Origin of the sequence: Priestia sp. AB, assembly GCF_028369225.1 — a bacterium.
Classification (GTDB): domain Bacteria; phylum Bacillota; class Bacilli; order Bacillales; family Bacillaceae_H; genus Priestia; species Priestia megaterium.
In genome coordinates, this window is record NZ_JAQMYN010000004.1 from 133,136 (window position 1) to 149,508 (window position 16,373).

Sequence of the window (16,373 nt, forward strand, 5' to 3'; positions counted from 1 at the left end):
AAAACGTACTTTTATTATAACATATAGTCTATGGTCATATTTTCCTCTATTAGAAAATAGTTCTTATGTCGTTTCTTTTTCCAGCTGCTTTTCTCTTTTCACTTGCTTTGCGAAGAAGAGTTCGTATACCACTGGAATAATAATTAAGGTAAGAACGGTAGATGAAGCAAGCCCTCCGATTACCGTGATAGCTAAGCCTTTTGAAATCAGCGTTCCGCTTGATGTAGTAAGCGCCAGCGGAATTAATGCGGCAATGGTAGCAAATGCCGTCATTAAAATTGGACGCAAGCGCGTTTTCCCAGCTTCAATAAGGGATTCGCGGATCGTCATGCCTTTTTGTTCACGATTTTGGGTAATTCGATCTACAAGCACAATCGCGTTTGTTGTAACAATTCCAATCAGCATTAAGAACCCAATCATTACGCTGACAGACAGCGGTTCTTTTGCAAGGACTAGACCAACTAACGAACCGATTGGCACAAAAATGAGTGACGATAAAATGATAAATGGAATACGCGCTTTTCCAAACGTAACGAGCATCGTTAAATACACAAGACCGATTGCTGTTAAAATAGCTAGACCTAGAGATTGGAAGACTTCCACTGTCTCATCGCTTCCGCCTCCACCGTCCAAGCTCACATCTTTTGGCAAGTCTAACTTTTTCACTTCATCTACAACATCTTTGGTCACAGCTTGAACATCATCGCCTTTAATGTCTGCTTCCACTCGCGCAAATACTTTGCCGTCAAGCTTTTGAATAGAAGTGAACGTATCAATTGTACGAACGTCAGCAATATCTTTTACTAACACAGGTCCTCGTTCTGTAAATACTTGAAGATCTTTAATTTCTTTTACTGAACTAAGGTCTTTATCGTACGAAAGCTGAACCGCTCGTTTTGTATTATCTAATTTTAAGTCTCCGACGGATACCGGTTTGGTTTGGTCGGAGATTGTACCAAGCAGCCGAAATCCAGATACTCCGTACTCTGCGGCTTTATCAGGATCTACTTCTACTACAAGCTGCTTTTGCTTATCTGAGAAGTTATTTGTTACATATTTAAGACGTTTGTCTTTGTTTAAGTGGTTTTCCACTTGCTTAGCTGCCTTTTGCAAGTCATCTAAATTAGAAGAATATAAATCAACGGTTACGTTATTATTTGTAGGAGGCCCTCCTGTTGATGCTTCTTGTACATTAACTGTTGCTTTCGGTGATTCTTCTTTCGTGATGCTTTCCATTTTCTTTTGAACTTTATCAATAAACGTATCAACATTCACGCCTTCTTTTACGTTCAAGAAATAGCCAACTTGGTTTGAGCGTTTTACACCTGTTGAAAAGTCGCGTGATCCAACTTCCGTAGTCACATCTGAAATTTCATTTTGATCCGCAAACATCTTTTCAATTTTTAAAGATACATCGTTTGTTTTTTCAAGTGATGTAGATGCCGGTAATTGAACGTTGGCCTGAAGCATTTTTTGTTCTTCATTTGGAATAAACGTAAAGCCAAGTGAAGGAACAAGTGCAAATGAGCCAAACAGTAAAATAAAGGATAAAATTAAAATTTTGATTTTATGATTAAGCGACCATGCAATCGCTTTTGCATATCCGCGCTGCAGCTTTCCTTCTTTTTCTTCAGGCGGTACTTTTTTAAATGCAAACTTTGCTAAAATCGGCACGATTGTAATCGCTACAAGAAGAGAAGCTAACAGTGAAAAAACAACTGTTAAGGCAAACGGCAAGAAGAACTCTCCTGTAATTCCTCCTACAAAACCGATTGGCAAGAATACGACAACCGTTGTAATCGTAGACGAGGTGATAGCTTTTAAAATCTCTTTTGTGGACGATTCGACAAGCTCGTTGCTCATGCCTTCTTCTGAACGGCGAACGCGTCTAAAAATATTTTCAATCACAACAATACTGTCATCCACTACGCGCCCAACGGCTACAGCCATTCCGCCTAGTGTCATAATGTTAAGTGAAATATCAAGCTGGTTTAAGAAAATAGCTGATACTAGCAGCGATAATGGAATCGATATAATCGCAATGATTGTAGCGCGAAAGTTACGCAAGAAAATCAGCACGGCAAGTGACGCAAATAATGCTCCGAGCAATCCTTCGCGTACTAAAGTTTCAACAGACTTTTCAATGCCATCAGCTGAGTCAAAGCCGATTGCATAGTCTAACTGATCGTCATATTTCTTCAAAATTTTCATCGTTTCATTAGCCACTTCAACCGTGTTAGCATCTTGTTTTTTCGTGATGGCCATCGACAGTGCGTCTTTGCCGTCATAGCGTGTATATTCACCTTGTTCTGTTACGGCTTCAACTTTGGCAATATCGCCAAGTGTAATAGGCTTTGCTTCAGGGTTCAGCGTGGACTTCAGCTGGATTGTCTTTAAAGCATCGATCGTTGCAACTTTTTCTTCTACTCGCACTGGAATTTGAAGCTCTTTGCCGTTTAATGTTCCTGCTGGGAATGAAACAGCTTTTTGATCAATTTGTTCTTTCATCTCATCAAGCGTTAAGCCAGCTTGTGCTGCTTTTTCTTTATTGACCGTAATTTGTAAAAGGTCCTCTTTAACGCCGCCAACCGATACGGAGTTAATACCTTGAATTTTATTTAATTCAGGAATCACTTCATCATTTAATACTTTTTCAAGATTTGCATCATCTTTCGCAAACAGTGAAATGTTGAAAATCGGGAATGAACCAAATGAAAAACGGTTTACGTCTATATTTGATGATTCTGGTAAATCTAACTCTTTTATCGACGAGTTAATTTGCTGTTCAACTTTATCTAAATCCGTATTAAACGGGAATTCTAAATTAATAATACCGACGTTTTCGTACGATACGCTTTGTACGCTTTTAACGCCTTCAATTCCTTTCACTTGGTCTTCGATTTTTGATGTGACGCTTTCATTTACATCATCAGGGGAAGCTCCAGGATAAGTGGCTTCAATGGACAGCTGCGGAAATTCAATATTCGGCAGTAAATCAATTTTTAGTTTTGAAAATGAATATAGCCCCGCTAAAATAAGTAAAAACGATACGATAAACACAGCTACCGCATTTTTTAAACTAAATCGCGTCAAAAAATTCATCTTTTTCCTCCGTTACGTAACTAAGTTATTTGAGAAGCCCTCGTCCTTTACTAGCTGCTCCAGACCCGTTTTATTTTTTATAACAACATTAGAGTACCCACGGGTCAGTTTTTCGCAAAAAAACTCACCTCCTTTCATGTGCTGATGAACTCTCTATAAAAACTGAAATTTGATGGTCACATGCTCCCCCTGGCAGCGAGATAAAGGAAAAGCCGTCTTGACCATATAAATCCCAACCTTCAAAAAAAGAGCTGTCGTGAAACATATCTAGCGCATACCCATTAGAAAATGTAATTCGAAGTATACCGATATCTTCATACCACTGTATAGAGATAATGTGCTGGCCAAGCAGCAGTGCTTCGACTTGCTGACGCTGCTCGGCAGAATGTAGCGATTTCCAGTCCGCTTGACCAAGCAAGATGCTGCGTTTGTTTTTTAGTCTCCATGGACATTCTGCCACAAGTCCACCTTTACTAAATCCAAGAGAAAACGGCAGGGTATTGTCTGTATTAACCTTGGTAACGGTTTGTTCTTGAAAATATGAAAAATTAATTACTGTGCTGCTGGTATTCATCATATCCCTCCATTATCAACCAGTACCGACGAGTCATTTTTAGGTCTCAAAGTAGCAGCCTTCAATGTATAAGTTCACAATGAACTCCGCATAGTTCATGATATCTTCTTCTGTTATATCATCATCGGAAACGATATCCATCCTATACCCATTTAACATGCTGCAAAACGCTTTTGAGTGTAAAAAAGCATTTTTTATTTTCTGCTCTTCAATCAATTTAGCAACAAGCCCGTGATAATCCTCAAAAAATTGATGAAGACGACCCATCATTTCTGGCATTTGGTGAGGGGCTTGCCAAAAAGAGTCGGGATATTTTTTAGTTTCGTAAAAAAAGAGCAGATGATGCTTCGCAATTGAATACAGCTTTTCATGAAAAGTTTGGCATTCATCCGTTCTTCGCTTTGCATGATACAAAAACTCATCAAACGAACGATTGTTCACAGCGACATAAAGCGACTCTTTAGACGAAAAGTACAAGTAAAGCGTTCCTTTAGATACACCCGCTAGTTTAGCAATATCAATCATTTTTGCTTCATAGTAGCCTTTGGATCCGAACACTTCAAAAGCAGCATCTAAAATTTTCTCTCTCTGCTGTTTTCGGTTTGTCATGGTAAAAAATCCTCTCATACGTTTTCGATACTATACATATAAAATAATTAAAATAACTTGTCAACACGTAGTGTGCTCTTTTATCCCTTGCATCATAAGAGTATGTCAGTTTTTTAAACAAAACACTTCTATAGAGCAAATTAAAGCGTTTTCGACTTTTTTGTGACAGATACAAATGATGCTTGTATATGAAGAGCTCGCTATGGTACATTTTTGTCATTGATACAGAAATTTATTCCGTCGTTACGGGAGGAGAAAACATGGTTCTTACATCACCAATCGGTCGCCTGCGTTTAGTAGGAATTTTAGAAGGAATTTCATTTTTACTGCTGCTTGGCATTGCTATGCCGCTAAAATATGCAGCAGGCATACCAGAAGCTGTATCAGTTGTAGGCGCAGCACACGGTGCACTTTTTGTGCTGTACGCTCTTGCAGTAGTTCATGTAAAATTCGCGCATAAATGGTCAATCGGCCGCTCTTTATTTGCATTTCTTATGTCGGTTATTCCATTTGGTCCTTTTATTTTAGAGAGACAGCTGAAAAAAGAACAGTAAAAGAAAAGAACGTCACGGACATCATGTTTCCATGACGTTCTTTTTCCTTACTGTCCACCACTGTTTTCGCTAAAATGGTCAATCGTTTTCCACCACTTCAGTGAGTGAGGTTTTAATAGCATTCCAATTTCTTCTGGGCTAATTTGCTGATCTATAATCATTTCATGCATTGCTTGAAAGAGTCCCGTTGTAACAGCTTCTTTCACATCAGCTTCACCTTCTATATACAGCTGTTCAATCGCTTCAAATACGTCCGGTTCACGCTGGAGCTGGCCGTTATATTCAAGAGAGATTAAATGACCCGCAACACGGCTTAATTCATGCTGCAGCTCGTCTTTATCGTTGAGGTCCACTTCTTCGCTTGGTTCAAAAGATGGGCAAGCTTCTTTTAGTAATGGAATAACATTTTGTTTTGTAATCATATCTAAATTCCCTGCCTTTGCATGTGTGACGAATTCTCTATTCTTTACCCTTTTCTCTTTTTCTATAAACTTGTTTTACAAAACTTTTCCGTTTTCTACAACTACTTCTCCTTTTTTCACTACGCAGTCAATATGATTTAAGCCATACTGATATTGAAGGGTTCGATAACTAGGGACATTAAAAATCGCTAAGTCAGCCTGTTTTCCGGCTTCAATACTCCCAATCTTATCTCCTTGATTAATAGCATGAGCTGCGTTAATAGTTGTGGCTACAAGCACTTCTTCAGGACTCATGTTCATATTCATACATGCCAGGTTCATCACAAATTGCTGTGAAGTCGTTGGAGATGAACCAGGATTGCAGTCTGTAGAAAGAGTAACCGGCACTCCTAAATCGATCATTTTTCTAGCATCTGGCCATTTCATTCCAACAAATAAGGAATTCCCCGGTAAAAGTGTCGCTACGATCCGCTTTTCAGCCAGTTTCTTTAATCCTTCATCAGAAGCATACAAAAGATAATCTGCTGATATCGCTCCTACCTCTGCTGCGAGCTCCGCTCCTCGGCAGTATTCAAAGGGGTCGGCATGTATTTTAGGAAGCATGCCATGGCTTTTCCCGGCTTCTAGTATGTCTTGACATTGTTTGAATGAAAAAGCATTTGGAAGACATACAGCATCATTAAATGCTGCAAGCTTATAAGAAGAAATTTGAGGAATCATTTCGTGAATAAGTAAATTGACGTATTTCTGCGTATCTTTTTTATATATAAGAGGTACGACGTGTGCGCCTAAAAAGGTACTTACTACATCAACTGCGTGCGTATCATTCAGCATTTTAGCGATTTGCAGCTGCTTTAGTTCTGTTTCTAGTTCTAAGCCATACCCGCTTTTCACTTCTATAGTTGTGACTCCGTGAGCTAGAAAAGACGTAAGACGCTCATAGCTCTGCTGATAAATCCGGTACGCATACTCTTCCTGTGTTTGAACGACAGTGGAGTGAATACCTCCACCTTCTTCTAATAAATCCAAGTGAGAAGTTGGCCTTTCAAACCGCCTATAAAATTCTTCTTCACGCGAGCCAGCGTACACAGCGTGTGTATGGGGATCAATCAGACCCGGAGTCACAATTTTATGAGAAGCATCAATAATCGTTGCGTCATTTCTTTCCCTTTCATATTTTTGTTCTAGCTCTTTTGTTGTACCTACGGTCACAATTTGATCTCCTTCTATCCAGACTGAGCCATTTTCAATCACCGTTAAGTTTCTCATTTCTTTTCCAGCTAAAGGCCCTTTATTTTCTTTGGCCGTTACAACTTGCGAAGCATTTTTAATCCATAGCGCTTTTTTTGACATCGTTGAATTTCCCCCTTTTCTAGCGTGTACCACGTTTTGGGGCCTCATGTTTACCGTAAACTCATTTAGATTCACCTACACATTTCGCACCTCTGCCTTCTTTCTTGTAGGTAGAAATTTGAAAAAGCATGTCCATGGTCTGAAAAGCGTGTTTTTAAGTCTTTAAAGCTATATAACTTATAATTTTTTCAATTATATACGCTTTTAGACCCTTCTTTTCTCCGTTTTATTACTTATTAATTCTCGTTTTATCCAAATATATCCCTATATACTAAATCTTTTATCACATGTATTTTATAAATATCACGGCGCTTTCCCCTCAACAGGATAAATAATAGATTTCTAGGAATAGAACGTTTATAATATTCTTTGAAGTTTTACATTTAGAAAGATTCACTAATGGAGGAAGAAATATGATTGTCAACTATAAAAACCAAGCAACCGGTCATCGCATGAATAACGGCTGGAATCTTTTCTATGCGTCAAACTTAACGATGTGGCGCAAAGATGAAAAGTATTTGCTTTTAGATGAAAACCAAGATGTAGTGATGATCTTTGGCTTTAAAAAAGACGAAATCATTCTAGATAAATTGCAAACGTGGGGTTATACATTTGGTGTCCATCCAGAGAAAAAACAAATTTCCTGCTTGCAGCGTCAAGAAGAAATTGGTGAATAAAAAGAGGGCTGAGTTTCTTCAGTCCTCTTTCTTATTAATGGGTTTGTTGAAACATAGCGCTCAGCTGTTTTTTTTCAGATGGTTTGACAACATAATACCATGTACCATCTACCAGTTGTCCTTCTCCTTTTACGGTTACCGTTTCGAAATCAGGCCGGCCCTTCTTAATAACGTTATACATCGTAAATGCATCGCTGACATCAATATTCGTTCGAATATGCTTCTTTACAAGCGTGAGGAGACTTGGAATGTTTTTCACCGTTGACATGTTCATTCCTTTATCTAATAGAGCTTCCACTACTTGGCGCTGGCGATTATTTCTACCTAAATCTCCTTTTGGATCTTCGTGTCTCATCCGCACATAGGCAAGAGCTTTTTCGCCGTTCAACGCATTTTCTCCTTCAGGAAAGATAAATGAATCAAACACAAAAGGAAACGGGTTCTTAACGTATACTCCGCCAAGTTCATCTACTACATCTTTAAAGCCTTCCATATTTACTTTCACATAATAATCGACATCGATATCTAAGAAGTTCTCAACCGTGCGCACGGTTAAAGGAATGCCTCCGTATCGATAAGCATGATTAATTTTCTCATCCGTTCCTTTTCCATCAATGTGCACGCGCGTATCTCTAGGGATCGGCATAACTTTTGCTTTATTGTGGCTCGTATCTAAGTTGACCACCATTAATACATCTGAGCGGCCTGTATCTCCTGGCCTTTCATCTACGCCCATAACCAGTACATTAAACGAGTGAGGCTGCTCTTTAGCAGATGTTTCCTGTTGATAGGCAATTCCAAATCCAGCGGTTCCTAAAAGCAAAATACATGCCGCTAAGATCCCTATTTTGTATTTTTTCATTCATACGGTCTCCTTTACACGTCACTTACTCTCTATATGCCTTAATGAATGAAAATTTATACCTTTTTAGAGAAATTTAAGCACACGTCAAAAAAGCCTGCTTGTTGAGAAGCTGGCTTTTCACTAGTAGATTTTAGCTTGATTTTTGATGCACATCACGCTGTGCCCATTCACTTTCTAACATACTCATTTCAATTAAGCTCCAGTACTGTCCATCTACAAGCCGGACATCTCGAAGAAGTCCTTCGCGTGTAAAGCCAATTCGTTCATAGGACTGAATCGCCCGCTCGTTAAAATCAAAGACGCCGAGCGAAATTCGGTGAAGACCCAGTTCTTCAAAACCGAAAGCTAACACTTTTTCAAACATGTGCGAGCAAAGCCCTTTTCCTCTATACTTTTCACCAAGCAGCACTCGGCCAATTCTTCCTGTTTTATGATAATAATCAATATGAGCAAGAGAAATATGCCCAATAAGCTGTTCATTTTCATCTATGACGGAAAAAGCATAGGTAGAAGCACCATCTTCATTTGCATATCGAATGTAGTGTTTTAACTGTCTAGGAGTAAGCGGAAAAGAAAAGCTAGAGCCGCTCCATTGCACCATAAATGACTCGGAGGGAATCCAATCCATTAGCTGTTTAAAGTCTTTTTTGGAGAACGGTCGTAGAGCTATCACATAATTCTCCCCCTTATTATTTCTGACTTTTCTAAATATATTACATTTATCATAATAAACTGTCAACTGTCTATGTAAAAAAAAGCCATCATTTCGATGACTTATAGCTGTAATGCTTTTCTGAGAAGAGTTAAATCATGAGTGAATTCAAAAAAATAGGTTCTATTTTCATTGTCAAATACCATCATGATTGGCTTTTGGTTCGGCTCAAGAACAAAAATAACTTCACTTGCCAGCGTGTTGACCGCACTATTTTCAATTTTTACGGCTGGATCAAGAGGTACTTTAACAAGATAGCCTTTTTTAGGAAGCGGACTTGCCTTTTTATATAAACCAGTAATGGACGCAATACTTTTTTCAGCTTCTTTTTGAACATTTGGAGGTTTGAGCGTTGAACGAACGACTCTGCCCGTTTCAATTTGAAATATCTCTACTTTTGGCTGTTCAGCACTTACTGCCTGCGGAAAAATAAAAGCAGCGAATACGACGCATACAGCCACCCATTTTCGCATCATTTTTAGCACCTCTTTCCATTCATTGTGGATGAGATGGAGATAAGAATGGTCGTCTCTTCTTATACTATGACCTATTTTTATGTATTTATTTCACTAAATGAATGCCTATACTTCCATGTTTTTGTCATGTTCTCAGAACTTCCTCTATACACTACTAATAAGGACACGCTGTATGAGGTGATAAGATGTCGTGGTTTGAAGCATTTATTTTGGGAATCATTCAAGGGCTTACAGAGTTTTTACCGATAAGCAGCACGGGGCATTTGTATTTAGGGCGCCACTTATTTGGCTTAGACGATGCAGGATTGTATCTAGATACGATGCTGCATATGGGCACTCTGCTTGCTGTATTTGTCTTTTATAAGCGTGAGCTATGGCATATTATTCGTCATCCCTTTAGCAAGCTTACAGGGCTTTTAGTGATGGGAACGATCCCTGCAGTTGCGATTGGTCTTTTGTTCAAAGACTATTTTGACAGTATTTCTAAATCCGGCTTAACGATCGGCTGGGAATTTCTTGCGACAGGACTGCTGTTATGGTTTGGTGATTCCGTAAAAAATGGCTATAAAAAAATGGATCATATTTCATACGGAGATGCCTTTTTTATCGGCTCATTTCAAGCAGCTGCGATATTCCCTGCTGTATCTCGATCTGGTTTAACCATGGTAGCTGCGTTAATGCGAAAATTAGACCGTGAAACAGCCGCTTACTTTTCATTTTTATTGTCGACTCCCGCCATTTGCGGAGCGGTGTTACTTCAGTTAAAAGATGTAGTCACAGGTGAAGTCGAGCAGCTTTCCGTTTTCTTTTTATTCGTCGCCACCCTTTCATCTGCTTTATTTGGTTATGTAGCGGTAAAATGGATGATCAATTATTTAAAGCATCATTCATTAAAAACGTTTGCAATTTACGTTTGGATATTAGGTGCAGTCGTGCTGATTTGTCAGTTTACGGGGGTGTTTTAAGATGAAGATGAAAGTCCGGACGCTTTTTTTAGTATTGTTTTTTGCCGGCATTTTAGTCGTGACAAGCTATGTTGATAACAATTCCCAGCAGTCGTTTAACAGTCTATCTCACCTTTCACTTGATGGAGGAGCTGTTGAAACCTCTGCAGATGAAGACGAGGCGGAACAATTAAACATGTCGGTCAAAGAAGTTCATGTTAAAACAGAAAAAAGAGGCGGATACCGAATTGAAGTGTACGAACAAGTAAATGTTTATAGAGATGATAAAGGAAAAGTAGTAAAAAAAGTTCCCACGGGAGAGTATCAAACGTTGAAATATAAACTGAATGAAAAAAAATAAACCACTTACCGAAGTAAGTGGTTTTATTTTTAATGGTTAAAGTGAGCTGCAAGAATCCACAGTGTACCAACAACGATACAAAGTGCAATAAAGAAACTGTAAAGAATATTTGCAACCTGTACTTTACCATTTTCACTTTCAGTCATGTGCATGAACATTACTAGCTGCATTGCTGCTTGTAATAATGCTAGGATCATGATAAGAGTCATCGTAATGCTTCTTGATAGATCAGCTAGCACTACTAAACCAAGCGCTGCGAATGTTAAGGCTAGTGAAAGGATAAGCCCAAATACATGACTAAGCGGAAAACCTGCTTTTTGGCCTTGTTTATTTTCCATGTCTTATCCCACCAATCCGTTCAAGTATACAAGCGTGAAGATGAAGATCCATACAACATCAAGGAAATGCCAGTATAAACCGATAATAAATACTTTACGAGCAGTAACTGGTGTTAATCCTCGTCTTACTAATTGAATAATAATACTGATTGCCCAGAATACACCGACTGTTACGTGAAGACCGTGCGTTCCAAGTAGTGTAAAGAACCCTGATAAGAAGGCACTTGTTTGCATTGTTGCACCTTCGTGAACTGCGTACATGTAAAACTCACGAATTTCGTAGAAAAGGAATCCTCCACCAAGGACAAGCGTAATCACGAACCAAACTAAAAGTCCTTTTAAATCATTATTACGCATTTTAAAGATGGCAATTCCCATCGTGAAACTACTGAATAGTAATAACAGCGTTTCGATCATAAAATCTTTAACAACGAACAGTTCTTCTGCAGTAGGGCCACCCGCTGTACGCGTATGGTACGTTAAGTACGTTACGAACAGCGTAGAGAACAACGCGATCTCGGCACCTAAGAAAATCCAGAATCCAAGGATATTCAGGCGACTTTGTTCTTCTTGGTATTCTAACGGCAATGATTTATCTAAATGTCCTGCCATTATTTGTCACCCCCTGTAATTCCTTCAACCTTCTTGATTTCATCTACTTTTACATAGAAGCCCGGATCATAATCAAATGAACGAGCAAGCATACAAGCAAAAATACCTGCTAATCCAACGATTGCCATTGGAATCCATTCAAACACTAAGCCAAATCCACCGATAAACCAGAAAATACCTGAGATAAACGGCACACCAGAGTTGCTTGGTAAGTGAATTGGTTTTAAGTCTTCTGCTTTAATTTCTGTTTCATTACGTTTTTTCATGTGCCAGAATGCATCCATTTCTTTCACATGAGGAATTACTGCAAAGTTGTAAGCTTGAACTGGTGATTTAGTCCACCACTCAAGTGTACGACCATCCCAAGGATCGTTTGCAGTGTCGCGTTTGTTTTTCCATGCACTGTATAATAAGTTAACTACTAATACGAAGAAGCCAAGACCCATTAAGAATGCACCAATTGTTGAAACTAAGTTTAATCCGTTCCAGCCAAGGTTGTCTGCATAAGTTTGCATACGACGAGTCATACCGTCTAAACCTAGGAAGAATTGTGGGAAGAAACATACGTTAAATCCAACAACAAAAATCCAGAATGAAATTTTTCCTAATTTTTCGTTCAACGTGTGACCGAAAATCTTTGGATACCAGAAGTATAAACCTGCGAAACAGCCAAACACTGTACCAGAGATTAATACATAGTGGAAGTGAGCGATTAGGAAGTAACTGTTATGATATTGATAATCGGCTGATGCCATCGCAAGCATAACCCCTGTTACCCCACCGATTACGAAGTTTGGAATAAACGCTAATGACCAAAGCATCGCAGTCGTAAATTTGATACGGCCTTTATACATTGTAAAGAGCCAGTTAAAGATTTTAACTCCGGTTGGTACGGCGATTAACATCGTTGTAATTGAGAAGAACGAGTTAACTGACGGTGAGTTACCCATTGTAAAGAAGTGATGCACCCATACAAGGTAACTTAAGAATGCGATACCGACCATTGATACAACCATTGCTTTATAACCGAATAAGTTCTTACGAGAATGTGTACTGATAACTTCTGAGAAGACACCGAATACCGGTAAAATAACGATATATACTTCAGGGTGACCCCAAATCCAGAATAAGTTAGCCCACATCATTGGAAGACCGCCGTTAGCCATTGTAAAGAAGGCTGTTCCGAATACACGGTCAAGTGTCATAAGTGCAAGCGCTACTGTTAATACAGGGAACGCGAAAATAATAATAATTGATGTGATGAAGATTGACCAAGTAAACATTGGCATTTTCATCATTGTCATGCCAGGGGCACGCATTTTTAAGATTGTTACAAAGAAGTTGATACCAGTCATTAATGTACCAGCACCAGCAATCTGTAGTGAAACGGCATAGAAGTTATTACCGATACCTTCACTGAATTCTTTACCTGCAAGCGGGAAGTAACTTGTCCAACCTGCATCAGGAGCTCCTCCGATTACGAAAGAAAGGTTAAATAGCATTGCTCCCATAAAGAATGTCCAGAAACTAATTGCGTTTAGGAACGGATATGCTACGTCACGCGCACCAATTTGTAATGGAACGATTACGTTCATTAGTCCGATAATAAATGGCATTGCCATGAATAAGATCATGATAACACCGTGAGCCGTGAAGACTCCGTTGTAGTGATGTTCATCTAAAATGTTCATACCCGGGAATGCAAGCTGCATACGCATCATGATTCCATCGATTCCGCCGCGGAAAAGCATTAATACAGCTGAAAGGATGTACATGACACCGAGTCTTTTATGGTCAACTGTTGTTAACCATTCTGTCCATAACCATTTCCATTTCTTGAAATATGTTAAGACAAAAACGATACCGATGACCGTCATAGCGATTGCTGCGTCAGCAGCGTAAATCATAGGTTCGCCAGTGACGAAAAATTCATCTAGCTTCATTATGTCTTCCCCCAATCATTACGTTATTTAGTGTAATAAATGAATGTTATTCATGATTTGAGTGATCCATGTTTTCCATTTCTTCATTACTCGTTTTTTCGTCTTCTTTCATCTTGCTGTGATCATGTCCTGTACCACGTTCTAGCTCTTTGCCAGGAATGTATACATCTTTTGCATGGTCAATCCATTTTAAATGTGTACCGTTGTAAGTTTGACGACCAACAACGCCTGGGCTTAGGATTTGATCATATTTCTTTTCAGTCAGTTTACCAGCTGTACCTTTTACATCACTAACCCACTCTTTGAAGTCTTTGTCCGTTTGAGCTTGAACTTCGAACTGCATTTGAGTGAAATGTTCACCCGAGAAGTTAGCACTACGTCCCATATAAGAACCAGGCTTATCAGCTTCTAAGTATAATGGCATTGACATATTGTTCATCGAATATTTTTGTCCGCCAAGTTCTGGTACCCAGAATGAGTTCATAGGTCCTTGAGCCGTTAACTCAAATTTCACTGGCGTATCTGCTGGAATGTTTACGTAGTTAACCGTCTCGATATTTTGTTCCGGATAGCTGAAAATCCATTTCCAGTTTGCAGATGTAACGTGAATCACGATTGGATCTTTATCCTTTGATTCTGCCGGTACTTCTTCTGCAGAGTAGATCGCTTTAACAGTTGGCACTGCTAATAGAATTAAGATGATGATTGGGAAAGCTGTCCAAATAACCTCCATCTTTAAGTTACCTTCTTGCTCAGGTGGCTCATAGTCCATGTTTTCAGGTTTTTCACGATATTTGACAAGAACAAATATAAAAATAGCAAATACGACAACAACCACGATCAACATCATCCACATAGACCAAATGATTAAATCAGATTGCGTTTTTGCAACAGGACCTTGCGGGTTCAATACAGCAAGTTTTGAACAACCGCTCAAAAATACTAGTGAAAGCGCAGATAGTAAACCTACTAGCTTCCAAAATCCTTTTTTTGGTTTCACTTAAAACTCTCCTTTCTAACAACACATGATGCGAAGCCTATATTGATGAACATTCAAAATGCGCTATCTTTCGCTAGATAACGACATTTTTATACAGACTCTCTTCCCCCTTATTTGTAGGCCACTACTATTGTAATACAAAATGACATTTTTTTCGTCCCTTTTGCTTTATTTTTTTATATTAAAAATATTCTAATATAGTGACTGTACTAATGGGGTTAGAGTGCTTCAACCTTGCGATATTCTATCACATAATGTGGTATGAATAAATGTAAATAAAAGGATTCGACTCCCATTTCTTAACTATTTCTTTAGGAATAACTGCAAAATTAGCCTTGCATGTTTGCTTCAACATTGATATATCAATACACATCGACATAATTGAATATTTTGTGACAAATTTTCAAAGAAAATGTGACGTCCTGTATGAAACTTATTTTGCCCGTTAATTCCCTTTTATTTTGTAGCAAATATTTGATTTTTTTGCTTAAAATTCTTTCTTTCGAAAATATGAACAAAACGTGAATTTTTAAAAAAAGCTTTTTATTACAGAAAAAAGCTGCGTGTTACTCACGCAGCTCTTGATCCATAAATTCTTTAACCGTGATATCATCCCCTGCTTTATCCAGCAGCGTTGTCGTTGCTGGAAACGGATGTTTAATATGACTCGGTATTTTTTCATACAGCACAAAATAATCACTTTTTGGAACCGCGGCATCAATTGTATACGTATCGTGCACTAAAGCCGCCTTTACTCGCTCAATTTGTTTACTTCTATTTGTTCCTGTAAACAGCGCATATGTCCCTTTATTTGTATGGATATCATCATAATCCACTAAATTGCTCATTTTGGTACTGACTTCAATACGCAGGCGTTTGTTCCATCCTTGCTTCAATACGGCCATTCCTTCTTTATCACCAGGTATGGAGAATAAGGCTATGTATGTATTAGAGTGATCAACCCGTTTAAAATCTTGCAGCGTAATCCTTGCAGAACCATCAATACTTTCTTTATGCTCCCAATTTCGCAAATGCTGCTGCACACTTGCAGCATTGTTTTCAATCGGATATCGAATCATTTCATACGCAACAATTACAACCGCTATACAAATGAACAGAAATAGCAACCGCTTTATCTTTCGCACATCTATTCACCTTCCTTAGCTTACTCCCCTTTTATGTAATTGCCTAAATTATAACTTCCTATTAAACCTCTGTCTATGCACTAGGAGAACTACGTTTTTTTTTACCACAAAAGGGATTTTTCAAACCTTTTGTCATAAAAATACGCTAAAAGACTCAGTAGCTGTTGAACCAAAAGAAACCCATCCCTGCCCCCCTTCTCATCTTCATAACAAAAAAAGATACCCGTTTTGACACAGGTATCTTTCAGCTTATATATCACAGCTTTCCAAAAGGAAACCCTATAAAGGGTCATTTGCTGTTCTTTTTATTACACACATCTTTCCGCACACATGTATCCCTTGACCTGGTACCCATGTTTTTTGAGCTGACGAATGCTTAAATTTCGGGAAATGCTGTCAGGAACAATTACGACCACTTCTTTATATGGAATTTCCTCATGCTGTCTCTCTAAATAAGGAAGCGGAATATGGATTGCTTTTTGACAGGGGTTTTGTTTCATTTCATGAAAATGACGAACATCTACATACGAAATTGTTGTAGAAGCACAGTCGACGGTCGTCACTTTCTTTATTCCCTGCACCGGCACATAGCGTTTATAAAAACTGTAACACATTAATAAAAGTAAAATACCTATGCTCATATATAGTATCGCCATGTTTTCCTCCCAATTAATTTCTATACCCCT

18 protein-coding genes are annotated in these 16,373 nt (G+C 38.6%); 4 read left to right on the forward strand and 14 right to left on the reverse strand.

The features are described from left to right. Window positions 1–63: 63 nt before the first annotated feature. The 3 genes from POF52_RS13675 to POF52_RS13685 form a co-directional block, all read right to left on the reverse strand. The gene (locus POF52_RS13675; RefSeq protein ID WP_271993171.1) at window positions 64–3,102 is read right to left on the reverse strand and encodes an efflux RND transporter permease subunit; all 3,039 of its coding nucleotides are present in this window, start codon (window positions 3,100–3,102) and stop codon (window positions 64–66) included. 124 nt (window positions 3,103–3,226) lie between these two features. After that, entirely contained in the window at window positions 3,227–3,676 is a 450-nt protein-coding gene (locus tag POF52_RS13680; RefSeq protein WP_016764785.1) for a DUF6188 family protein, read from the reverse strand. Between the two features lie 39 nt (window positions 3,677–3,715). Continuing rightward, window positions 3,716–4,285, reverse strand: coding sequence for a TetR/AcrR family transcriptional regulator (locus POF52_RS13685; RefSeq protein ID WP_271993172.1), 570 nt, complete (start codon window positions 4,283–4,285; stop codon window positions 3,716–3,718). A gap of 260 nt (window positions 4,286–4,545) precedes the next feature. Between POF52_RS13685 and POF52_RS13690 the strand changes: the two genes are divergently transcribed. Further along, window positions 4,546–4,839, forward strand: a complete 294-nt coding sequence (locus tag POF52_RS13690; protein WP_013083888.1) for a DUF3817 domain-containing protein — start codon at window positions 4,546–4,548, stop codon at window positions 4,837–4,839. Window positions 4,840–4,886: 47 nt separating this feature from the next. Here POF52_RS13690 and POF52_RS13695 read toward each other — a convergent pair whose 3' ends face one another. Further along, window positions 4,887–5,261: a DUF7674 family protein gene (locus tag POF52_RS13695; RefSeq protein WP_013083889.1), complete on the reverse strand. Its 375-nt coding sequence runs from the start codon at window positions 5,259–5,261 to the stop codon at window positions 4,887–4,889. 75 nt (window positions 5,262–5,336) lie between these two features. Beyond that, window positions 5,337–6,614: an imidazolonepropionase gene (hutI, locus tag POF52_RS13700; RefSeq protein WP_271993173.1), complete on the reverse strand. Its 1,278-nt coding sequence runs from the start codon at window positions 6,612–6,614 to the stop codon at window positions 5,337–5,339. A 413-nt stretch (window positions 6,615–7,027) separates the two neighbouring features. Between hutI and POF52_RS13705 the strand changes: the two genes are divergently transcribed. Continuing rightward, window positions 7,028–7,291, forward strand: a complete 264-nt coding sequence (locus tag POF52_RS13705) for a hypothetical protein (protein WP_013057818.1) — start codon at window positions 7,028–7,030, stop codon at window positions 7,289–7,291. Between the two features lie 34 nt (window positions 7,292–7,325). Here POF52_RS13705 and POF52_RS13710 read toward each other — a convergent pair whose 3' ends face one another. From POF52_RS13710 to POF52_RS13720, 3 genes are all read right to left on the reverse strand, one after another. Then, window positions 7,326–8,153, reverse strand: coding sequence for an LCP family protein (locus POF52_RS13710; RefSeq protein ID WP_271993174.1), 828 nt, complete (start codon window positions 8,151–8,153; stop codon window positions 7,326–7,328). Window positions 8,154–8,286: 133 nt separating this feature from the next. Beyond that, window positions 8,287–8,829, reverse strand: a complete 543-nt coding sequence (locus POF52_RS13715; protein ID WP_013057820.1) for a GNAT family N-acetyltransferase — start codon at window positions 8,827–8,829, stop codon at window positions 8,287–8,289. Between the two features lie 101 nt (window positions 8,830–8,930). Then, on the reverse strand, window positions 8,931–9,344 hold the full coding sequence (locus POF52_RS13720) for a hypothetical protein (protein ID WP_271993175.1): 414 nt from the start codon (window positions 9,342–9,344) through the stop codon (window positions 8,931–8,933). A 185-nt stretch (window positions 9,345–9,529) separates the two neighbouring features. Here POF52_RS13720 and POF52_RS13725 point away from each other — a divergent pair, with 185 nt between their 5' ends. Beyond that, window positions 9,530–10,309: an undecaprenyl-diphosphate phosphatase gene (locus tag POF52_RS13725; protein WP_013083894.1), complete on the forward strand. Its 780-nt coding sequence runs from the start codon at window positions 9,530–9,532 to the stop codon at window positions 10,307–10,309. 1 nt (window position 10,310) lies between these two features. Next, the gene (locus POF52_RS13730) at window positions 10,311–10,649 is read left to right on the forward strand and encodes a hypothetical protein (RefSeq protein ID WP_013083895.1); all 339 of its coding nucleotides are present in this window, start codon (window positions 10,311–10,313) and stop codon (window positions 10,647–10,649) included. A gap of 29 nt (window positions 10,650–10,678) precedes the next feature. Here the strand turns inward: POF52_RS13730 and qoxD are convergent, their stop codons facing one another. From qoxD to POF52_RS13760, 6 genes are all read right to left on the reverse strand, one after another. After that, window positions 10,679–10,987 carry a cytochrome aa3 quinol oxidase subunit IV gene (gene qoxD, locus POF52_RS13735; protein ID WP_013057824.1) on the reverse strand — a complete coding sequence of 103 codons (309 nt, stop codon included), beginning with the start codon at window positions 10,985–10,987 and terminating at the stop codon, window positions 10,679–10,681. A 3-nt stretch (window positions 10,988–10,990) separates the two neighbouring features. Next, window positions 10,991–11,599, reverse strand: coding sequence for a cytochrome aa3 quinol oxidase subunit III (gene qoxC / locus POF52_RS13740; protein ID WP_013057825.1), 609 nt, complete (start codon window positions 11,597–11,599; stop codon window positions 10,991–10,993). After that, complete coding sequence (gene qoxB / locus POF52_RS13745) at window positions 11,599–13,542, reverse strand: cytochrome aa3 quinol oxidase subunit I (protein WP_013083896.1); 1,944 nt, start codon at window positions 13,540–13,542, stop codon at window positions 11,599–11,601. Before qoxB ends, qoxC begins: the two co-directional genes overlap by 1 nt. Window positions 13,543–13,588: 46 nt before the next feature. Then, entirely contained in the window at window positions 13,589–14,542 is a 954-nt protein-coding gene (gene qoxA / locus POF52_RS13750; protein ID WP_013057827.1) for a cytochrome aa3 quinol oxidase subunit II, read from the reverse strand. A gap of 566 nt (window positions 14,543–15,108) precedes the next feature. Further along, complete coding sequence (locus POF52_RS13755) at window positions 15,109–15,687, reverse strand: hypothetical protein (RefSeq protein ID WP_013057828.1); 579 nt, start codon at window positions 15,685–15,687, stop codon at window positions 15,109–15,111. Between the two features lie 308 nt (window positions 15,688–15,995). Beyond that, on the reverse strand, window positions 15,996–16,343 hold the full coding sequence (locus tag POF52_RS13760; RefSeq protein WP_013083897.1) for a hypothetical protein: 348 nt from the start codon (window positions 16,341–16,343) through the stop codon (window positions 15,996–15,998). Between the last annotated feature and the right edge of the window lie 30 nt (window positions 16,344–16,373).

Coding starts and splice junctions, on each gene's coding strand:
- POF52_RS13675 (WP_271993171.1), bottom strand. CDS start 3,102: ATGAATTTTTTGACGCGATTTAGTTTAAAAAATGCGGTAGCTGTGTTT.
- POF52_RS13680 (WP_016764785.1), bottom strand. CDS start 3,676: ATGAATACCAGCAGCACAGTAATTAATTTTTCATATTTTCAAGAACAA.
- POF52_RS13685 (WP_271993172.1), bottom strand. CDS start 4,285: ATGACAAACCGAAAACAGCAGAGAGAGAAAATTTTAGATGCTGCTTTT.
- POF52_RS13690 (WP_013083888.1), top strand. CDS start 4,546: ATGGTTCTTACATCACCAATCGGTCGCCTGCGTTTAGTAGGAATTTTA.
- POF52_RS13695 (WP_013083889.1), bottom strand. CDS start 5,261: ATGATTACAAAACAAAATGTTATTCCATTACTAAAAGAAGCTTGCCCA.
- hutI (WP_271993173.1), bottom strand. CDS start 6,614: ATGTCAAAAAAAGCGCTATGGATTAAAAATGCTTCGCAAGTTGTAACG.
- POF52_RS13705 (WP_013057818.1), top strand. CDS start 7,028: ATGATTGTCAACTATAAAAACCAAGCAACCGGTCATCGCATGAATAAC.
- POF52_RS13710 (WP_271993174.1), bottom strand. CDS start 8,153: ATGAAAAAATACAAAATAGGGATCTTAGCGGCATGTATTTTGCTTTTA.
- POF52_RS13720 (WP_271993175.1), bottom strand. CDS start 9,344: ATGATGCGAAAATGGGTGGCTGTATGCGTCGTATTCGCTGCTTTTATT.
- POF52_RS13725 (WP_013083894.1), top strand. CDS start 9,530: ATGTCGTGGTTTGAAGCATTTATTTTGGGAATCATTCAAGGGCTTACA.
- POF52_RS13730 (WP_013083895.1), top strand. CDS start 10,311: ATGAAGATGAAAGTCCGGACGCTTTTTTTAGTATTGTTTTTTGCCGGC.
- qoxD (WP_013057824.1), bottom strand. CDS start 10,987: ATGGAAAATAAACAAGGCCAAAAAGCAGGTTTTCCGCTTAGTCATGTA.
- qoxC (WP_013057825.1), bottom strand. CDS start 11,599: ATGGCAGGACATTTAGATAAATCATTGCCGTTAGAATACCAAGAAGAA.
- qoxB (WP_013083896.1), bottom strand. CDS start 13,542: ATGAAGCTAGATGAATTTTTCGTCACTGGCGAACCTATGATTTACGCT.
- POF52_RS13760 (WP_013083897.1), bottom strand. CDS start 16,343: ATGGCGATACTATATATGAGCATAGGTATTTTACTTTTATTAATGTGT.